General features: G+C 63.6%; 6 protein-coding genes. 4 read left to right on the top strand and 2 right to left on the bottom strand.

Annotated features, from left to right (window positions below; genetic code table 11):
- Nucleotides 1-177, bottom strand: a 177-nt coding sequence (locus tag NZM16_RS14095; protein ID WP_367281030.1) for a LacI family DNA-binding transcriptional regulator, incomplete at its 3' end; no start/stop codon positions are given.
- A 383-nt stretch (nucleotides 178-560) separates the two neighbouring features.
- On the opposite strand from NZM16_RS14095, the gene NZM16_RS11885 reads away from it, so the two are divergent.
- From NZM16_RS11885 to plsX, 3 genes are all read left to right on the top strand, one after another.
- Complete coding sequence (locus tag NZM16_RS11885) at nucleotides 561-998, top strand: cobalamin B12-binding domain-containing protein (RefSeq protein ID WP_295449032.1); 438 nt, start codon at nucleotides 561-563, stop codon at nucleotides 996-998.
- Nucleotides 999-1,035: 37 nt separating this feature from the next.
- Nucleotides 1,036-2,025 (top strand): methylmalonyl Co-A mutase-associated GTPase MeaB, encoded by a 990-nt coding sequence (gene meaB, locus NZM16_RS11880; RefSeq protein WP_295449031.1) that lies wholly within the window; start codon nucleotides 1,036-1,038, stop codon nucleotides 2,023-2,025.
- 175 nt (nucleotides 2,026-2,200) lie between these two features.
- Nucleotides 2,201-3,301: a phosphate acyltransferase PlsX gene (gene plsX / locus NZM16_RS11875; RefSeq protein ID WP_295480551.1), complete on the top strand. Its 1,101-nt coding sequence runs from the start codon at nucleotides 2,201-2,203 to the stop codon at nucleotides 3,299-3,301.
- Between the two features lie 208 nt (nucleotides 3,302-3,509).
- Here plsX and NZM16_RS11870 read toward each other — a convergent pair whose 3' ends face one another.
- Nucleotides 3,510-4,343 (bottom strand): hypothetical protein, encoded by an 834-nt coding sequence (locus NZM16_RS11870; protein ID WP_295480549.1) that lies wholly within the window; start codon nucleotides 4,341-4,343, stop codon nucleotides 3,510-3,512.
- Nucleotides 4,344-4,783: 440 nt separating this feature from the next.
- Between NZM16_RS11870 and NZM16_RS11865 the strand changes: the two genes are divergently transcribed.
- Entirely contained in the window at nucleotides 4,784-7,255 is a 2,472-nt protein-coding gene (locus NZM16_RS11865; protein ID WP_366946174.1) for an AAA family ATPase, read from the top strand.
- Nucleotides 7,256-7,476 lie beyond the last annotated feature (221 nt).

Here is a 7,476-nt window from a genome sequence, read left to right as displayed (position 1 = left end):
GCGTAGCACCAAGCTGCGGGCGGCCATGTCCGGGGCGTATCCCAATTCCTCGGCGATCCGCAGGATCTGTTCCCGCGTTGCCTTATCCACTTGCCCGCGCCCGTTCAACGCCCGGGAAACCGTGGCCACGGAAACCCCCGCACGTTCCGCAATCGCTTTCAAAGTTATTTTTTTCATCACGAAAATTTATGTAAAAATAGTAGTTTGCATGCTCAATATCGAAAATATATTGACTTTTATGGCCGATAATATGCTAAAAAATGTCCTCATTACCTTGAGTATTGGTGAGAAATCGTTTACATCAATATTTTACTCGGATTGAAGGAAATTGTCAAGAGGAGGTTAAAGCCGCTTGAAAATCCTTCGAACTGGAATGTGGGGACGGGGGGTCTTTTCACGGTTTCGCAGGACACGGTGCGCCAGGGTCTGATCGAAACGCGCGGAGCTGGACCTGGGATGCTGGGGACGGATCGATCTCGGAATGCCTCGTCACAGAGGAGGGCTGGCCAGTGTTAAAATAAAAGCGAATGCTTGATCGACCCTATCCGGCGAGGTTCACTATGGGTCGGAAGATCCGGGTGCTGATCGCGAAGCCAGGGCTGGATGGCCACGATCGGGGCGCAAAGGTGATCGCCCGCGCCCTGCGGGATGCAGGGTTTGAGGTGATCTATACAGGCCTGCGGCAGACCCCCGAGATGATCGCCGAGGCGGCGTTGCAGGAGGATGTGGATGTGGTGGGCCTCTCGATCCTTTCCGGAGCCCATATGACGTTGCTCCCCCGAGTGGTGGAGGAGCTCCGGAAACGGGGGCTGGACGATGTGCTGGTGATCGCCGGGGGGATCATCCCAGAGGAAGATGTCCCCGCCCTGAAGGCCGCCGGCATCCGGGAAGTTTTCGGGCCCGGAACCAGCACAGAGGCCATCGTGCGATTCATCTGCGATCATTTCGGCGTCCGACCGGAGGATCTCAAAACGGTCGGGGAGACGGTGATCTCATGAGTGTATGTGATCTTCTCTCGGCGGAGGAACGCTTTTGATGCAAGATCCCGGCGCTCTCTTTGAAGGCGCCCGGGCGGGAGACCGCCGGGCGCTCGCGCGATTGCTCTCCCTGCTCGAGGAAGGCGGTGAAGCCGCAGCTCAACTCAGCGCCCGCCTTTTTCCATACACTGGAAATGCCCACGTGATCGGGATCACGGGCCCCCCGGGCTCCGGGAAGAGCACGTTGGTGAACGCCCTGGCGCGCGCTTACCGGGAGCGTGGGGAGACGGTGGGAATCGTGGCGGTCGATCCCAGCAGCCCTTTCACGGGCGGGGCGCTGCTGGGGGATCGCATCCGGATGCAGGATGTGGCCGGGGATCCCGGGGTGTTTATCCGCAGCATGGCCACGCGAGGTAGCCTGGGCGGTCTGGCCCGCGCCACCCGCGAGATCATCCGGGCGCTGGACGCCGTCGGCTTCCAGCGGATCATGGTGGAGACGGTAGGGGCCGGGCAGGTCGAGGTCGATATCGCCCAGGCCGCGGACACCGTGATTGTGGTCCAGGCTCCAGGGCTCGGGGATGACATCCAGGCCATCAAGGCGGGGATCCTGGAGATCGCGGACATCCTGGTGGTGAACAAGGCGGACCGGGAGGGAGCAGCGGCCACCCTGCACATCCTCCGGTCTATGCTTTCCCTGGGCCAGCCCGCGGTGGTCCGTCACCATGGGCGGGCGATGACCATTCAGCGGGTGGAGCCGTCCCGGGAAGGGTGGATGCCACCGATCCTCCAGACCGTAGCCACTTCTGGCAGGGGGATCCCGGAGCTAGTGGAGGCCATCGAGCGTCACCGGGCCTATCTGGAGGAAAGCGGGGAAGGGGAGGCCCGAAGGCGGCGGCGGATCGCGGAGGAGCTGGCCGCCCTCGCCCGGGAGCGCCTGTGGGCGCGCGTGGTGCATCAGGTCGGTCGCGCTCGCCTGGATGGCCTGGTGGATCAGTTGCTCCGTCGGGAGATCGATCTGCACACCGCTGTGGAACGGTTGCTGGAGTAGGGGCGCACCCACGCGCCCCGATCGGAGCCCACCGCTTTTATGGATCCCTCCTCCCCGAGGCCCAAAGGGCCTCGGGGAGGAGGGATAAAAGGGGGAGGGGCCCTTGATGCCTCATTCCTCGTCGGTCAGCAGGGAAACACGACCTCCCAGGTTACCCACAGGAGGCACAATCCCAATGCCCGTTCGAGTGGTCTTGGATGCGATGGGAGGAGATCACGCCCCACAGGTCCCGGTGGAAGGGGCTTTATGGGCACTGCGGGAGATCCCGGAGCTTTACGTGATCCTGGTCGGCCAGGAGGAACGGATCCGCGCCGAACTGGCCCGCCATTCCACAAAAGGCCTTTCGTTTTCCATCGTCCATGCCTCTCAAGTCGTGGAGATGCATGAGCATACCATCGCGGTGAAAACTAAGAGGGATTCCTCCATGGTGGTAGGGATGCGCTTAGTGCGCTCCGGGGAAGCGGAGGCGTTTGTTTCCATGGGGAACACGGGGGCCGTCATGGCGGCGGCCCTGTTCCACCTGGGCCGGATCCCGGGCATTGATCGCCCGGCGCTGGCCACGGTATACCCCACCGCCTACCGGCCGTGTCTTCTCCTGGACATCGGTGCGAACACCGATCCCAAACCATGGCACCTGTTGCAGTTCGCCATGATGGGTGTCATTTATGCAGAGCGCGTGCTGGGCTGGCCGAACCCACGGGTGGGGATCCTTTCCAACGGCGAGGAGCCCGGCAAGGGGTCCATCCTGGTCCAGGAGGCTTACCGCCTGCTTCAGGAAAGCGGATTGAATTTTATTGGAAACGTGGAGGGAAAGGATCTGTCGCGGGGTCTTGCGGAGGTGGTGGTAACGGACGGCTTCACGGGGAACGTGGTGATCAAACATCTGGAGGGCACGGTATCTTTCCTGGCCCGTTTCCTGAAAGGGCAACTGACCGATGGGGGGCTGGATCGGCTCGGACTGGCGCTGGCGTTGCCGGGTCTGCTGCTGGCCGCACCGGGTCTGCTGTGCCTGATGCCCAGCCTCTGGCGGATCTTCCGGCATCTGGATTATCGGGAATATGGAGGGGCGCCATTGCTGGGGGTGAACGGCGTGGTGGTGATCGGGCATGGGCGCTCGGATGCGAAAGCTGTGAAAAATGCGATCCGCGCGGCGGTTCGGGCGGTGAAAGGAGGAATGCGGGAGCGAATCCAGGAGGGCCTGGATTCGCTGGCCATCGCGCGCTCCCCGCATGGATCCGGCGCGGAAGATACCCAGCCCATTTCCTCCATTTCGTAAGAGCTTGGCCCGGAAGCCCTTTTTTTCCGATAGGGGCGGAGAGGCGGCCCCCGGCGGCCTCCCCGCCCGAAACGTTTTTTTCTTCCTTCCCCCCCACGTCACGAGGCGGCGCAGGGGGGAGGGAGGAAAGCCGATCTCGGGCGCAGGCCAGCCCGCGAAGGTAGCCCTCTCCCATCCCCAACCTCTACCCGTTGCGTTCATCGGGTTCTTATGGACAGCGCCAATCCTCTCGAAGCGTTCCCTCACCAGGGGACCATTGGAGGATGCGCCACCGGCCCTCCTGGGCGGCCAGCCGGTAGATCTCCCTCGGATAGGTGACCACGCGGTCGACGGTCACGCTCTGACCGGGGGGACAGACCAGGCTCGCTCGATAGATCCAGGTCTCCTCCGTCCGCACCTCGATGAGATTGAGGCCGGGCTGGGAGACCGGGGCGCACGAGCGGATCTCCCACTGGATCTCCTGGATGGTTGCTCGGAGCGCCTGGGCGGCCTGCCGCAGGCGATCGCCCTGTCGCCGGGCCTCCGGGGCGGCGTCTCCCCAGGCGGCGGTGAGCTGTTCCAGCGTCCCTCGGCCCAGGATGTAAGCTTCCTGAGCCATATTTGCCTGTTCAATCACCCGCAGCACTCCCGGCTCGCAGGCCAGCGCTGAGGGTGTGGGCGAGGGGGGGATCGGAGAGGGCAGCGCTGTTGGCGTGGGGGGTGGAGGCGATGGCTCCGGGGAGCGCGGAGGGGTTGGTGATGGGGAGGGAAGCGCGGTGGGGGAGGGGGTAGGAGCCTGCGCGATGGCAGGCGGAGTCGGCGAGGGCTGAAGAGACGACAAGCCCACAAAATAGGGGTAAAGAATGAGTCCATAGCCTACGCTCATCACCAGGAAACTGAAACCGGCAAGCATCGCCTGCCATCCCCGCCGGTTGGGAAGGGCGGGCAGGGCCTTTCCCCATCGGGTCTTCAAAACCCCTGTCCATTCTGGGCGAGCCAGGAGGAATAAGAGCAAACCCAGTCCGATCAACAGGATACCGATCAGCAGTTCCAGCCCCCGCATAGCGAATTTCTCTCCTCTTGTCGTAGGATTGCCGGATGCCCTGCTGCCTTCCTTAGGGAAGGAGCCCTGCCGCGTAAGGTCAGCTTCCTCCATCATGGCGACGAATGCCAGGAGATGCAAGCGATTCGCTCCCTTACTTTCATAACTTTCATAGGTGGGGATGCGAGCGGATGATGCGGTAATCGCTCCGAATCGTATGGATGAAACCACGTTGCCCACGGCGTCTTTTCCCTTGCGGCCAGGATGCCCAGTCGGCCAGTTGCGTTAAGAGGATGATTCCGGGTTTGGTCGCCTGACTTGGATCCTTTATAATGAGGTTGGACTGCCCAATCGGAATTGGCTTCCGGCAGCCCGGTTCCGGCGCCCGCAGGAGGCGCCGCAGAGAATTGAGATGATCCAACCTCCTAAATTCTCCTTCTTGAGGAAGGCTCTCAACGATGATGCGCTTCGATCATTTCACGGAACGGGCCCAAGACGCAGCGGCGAGGGCCTATGAGATCCTGCAACGCTATGGCCACAATCAGGTGGATACCGAGCATCTCCTCCTGGCCCTCCTGGAACAGCCGGATGGAGTAGTGCCCCAATTGCTCCAGCGAATGGGCATCAGCGTGGACTGGATGCGGGGCCGGCTGGATGAGGTGCTCCGGGCCAGCCCGCGGGCTTCCATCTACGGCTTTGGCGGCGCTGGCCAGGTATTCATCACTCCTCGGGTGAAGCGCATCCTGGATCTGGCCAATGAGGAGGCGCGGCGGCTGGGGGATGATTATATCTCCACCGAGCATCTCTTCCTGGCGATCGCCACGGAACGCAACACCCCTGCGGCCCGTATTCTGATGGATGCGGGGGTGACTCGGGATCGCATCTATGAGGCGATCAAGGATCTGCGGGGCGGAGCTCGGGTGACGGATCCGGGGGCCGAGGGGCGTTACCGGATGCTGGATCGCTATGGCCGGGATCTCACCCGCCTGGCCCGACAGGGAAAGCTGGACCCGGTGATCAACCGGGAGGCGGAGATCCTGCGGGTGATCCAGGTGCTGTGCCGACGGACGAAGAACAATCCGGTGCTGATCGGCGAGGCGGGGGTAGGCAAGACCGCCATCGTCGAGGGGCTGGCCCAACGCATCGTCGCCAACGATGTCCCGGAGCTGCTGATGGGCCGGCGGATCGTGCAGCTGGATCTGGCGGCGATGGTGGCCGGGGCGCGGTTCCGAGGCGAGTTCGAAGAGCGGTTGAAAGCGGTCATCGAGGAGGTCCAGCGCGCGGAGGGGGAGGTCATCCTGTTCATCGATGAGATCCACACCGTGGTGGGTGCGGGGGCGGCCTCGGGGGCCCTGGATGCCGCCTCGATGCTGAAGCCGGCTCTGGCCCGAGGGGAGCTGCGTTGCATCGGCGCGACCACCCTGGACGAATACCGCAAGTATATCGAAAAGGATCCCGCTCTGGAGCGGCGGTTCGCGCCGATCTTCGTGGAGGAGCCGTCCGTGGAGTCCGCGATCCAGATGCTTCAGGGCCTGCGGGAGCGCTATGAGGCCCATCATCAGGTCCGCATCAGCGACGAGGCGATTGTCGCCGCAGTGCGCCTCTCCCACCGCTACATCACCGACCGCCGGCTCCCGGATAAGGCCATCGATCTGATCGATGAGGCGGCGGCCCGGCTGCGGGTGGCCCTGAACACCCTTCCGCCGGAGCTCAAGGCCCTCAAGACGGAAATCGAACGGCTGTCGCAGGAAGAGGAGCACGCCGGGTTGAACCGGGATTATGAGCGGGCCGCCCAGATCCGCATGCGCCGTCTTCGCCTTCAGAAGGAATTCGAGGCCCGCCGGACCCAGTGGCAGCGGGAGCGCAACCTGGACGAGGTGGTTTCCGAAGAGGACGTCGCTCAGGTGGTGGCGGCGTGGACGGGCATCCCGGTGGCCCAGGTAATGGAGACGGAGGCGGAGAAACTCCTCCATATGGAGGAGCGGTTGCGGGAGCGGGTGGTTGGCCAGGACGAGGCGATCGCGGTGGTGGCGGACGCCATCCGGCGGGCCCGGGCTGGCCTGAAGGATCCGCGGCGGCCGATCGGCTCCTTCCTGTTCCTCGGGCCCACCGGCGTTGGAAAGACCGAGCTGGCTCGGGCGCTGGCGGAGTATCTCTTCGGCGATGAGGATGCGCTGGTCCGGCTGGATATGAGCGAATACCGGGAATACCACACGGTCTCCCGTCTGTTTGGAGCGCCGCCGGGTTATGTGGGCTATGAGGAAGGAGGACAGCTCACGGAGGCGGTGCGTCGCCGGCCTTACCGGGTGATCCTCTTCGATGAGATCGAGAAAGCCCATCCGGACGTGTGGAACGCCCTGCTTCAGATCCTGGACGACGGCCGCCTCACCGATGGGCAGGGCCACATCGTCAACTTCCGCAACACCATCATCATCATGACTTCCAACGTGGGCACCGAGCACTTCCGCCGTAGCGGGACCATCGGCTTCGTCCAGGCGGCCTCGGAGCGCGAGCGGCTGGAGGAGCGGCAGCGGATCGAGCGGGCCCTCCGCGAGACCTTCCGGCCGGAGTTCCTGAACCGGATCGATGAGATCGTGGTCTTTAACCGACTGACGCTGGAGCACGTGATGCAGATCGTCGACATCCAGATGCGTCAGATCCAGGCCCGTCTGGCGGAACATGGCCTGCATGTGATCCTCACCGATACCGCTCGCCGCTGGCTGGCGGAGGAGGGCTACGATCCAGCTTTCGGCGCGCGTCCCCTCAAGCGGGTCCTTCAGAAGCAGGTCGAGAGCCCCCTCGCGGTTCGGCTGCTCCGGGGCGAGTTCCAGGCCGGGAACGTGATCGTGGTCGATGTGGGGGAGCAGGGTTTGATCTTCCAGCGTCAGTCGGCCGAAGCGCTCCCGCTGGTGGAGCGGGTGCCTCAGATGTAAGAGGCCAATGGCGACCTGGCCGGACCTCCTTGGCGTTCATGGAACTGGAGGCGCCGTCGGGGGCGGCGCCCCCTGAAAATTTCTTCCCTCCTTGCGGCCCGATGGACGATGGATGTTTGGGGGAGTTGGGGTGGGGGGGGGGGGGCCAGAGGCCCGTTTGCCCCCACCCCAAAAAATTTTTTAAGGGAAGCGGGCCGGGCCACTCAACCCCCAAAAAAAAA

It is taken from the genome of Thermoflexus sp., assembly GCF_025055495.1.
In the GTDB taxonomy this organism is placed as follows: domain Bacteria; phylum Chloroflexota; class Anaerolineae; order Thermoflexales; family Thermoflexaceae; genus Thermoflexus.
The sequence above is the reverse complement of the archived record's forward strand: the minus strand, read 5'-3'. Positions and strand labels throughout refer to the sequence as shown.

Coding starts and splice junctions, on each gene's coding strand:
- NZM16_RS11885 (WP_295449032.1), top strand. CDS start 561: ATGGGTCGGAAGATCCGGGTGCTGATCGCGAAGCCAGGGCTGGATGGC.
- meaB (WP_295449031.1), top strand. CDS start 1,036: ATGCAAGATCCCGGCGCTCTCTTTGAAGGCGCCCGGGCGGGAGACCGC.
- plsX (WP_295480551.1), top strand. CDS start 2,201: ATGCCCGTTCGAGTGGTCTTGGATGCGATGGGAGGAGATCACGCCCCA.
- NZM16_RS11870 (WP_295480549.1), bottom strand. CDS start 4,343: ATGCGGGGGCTGGAACTGCTGATCGGTATCCTGTTGATCGGACTGGGT.
- NZM16_RS11865 (WP_366946174.1), top strand. CDS start 4,784: ATGCGCTTCGATCATTTCACGGAACGGGCCCAAGACGCAGCGGCGAGG.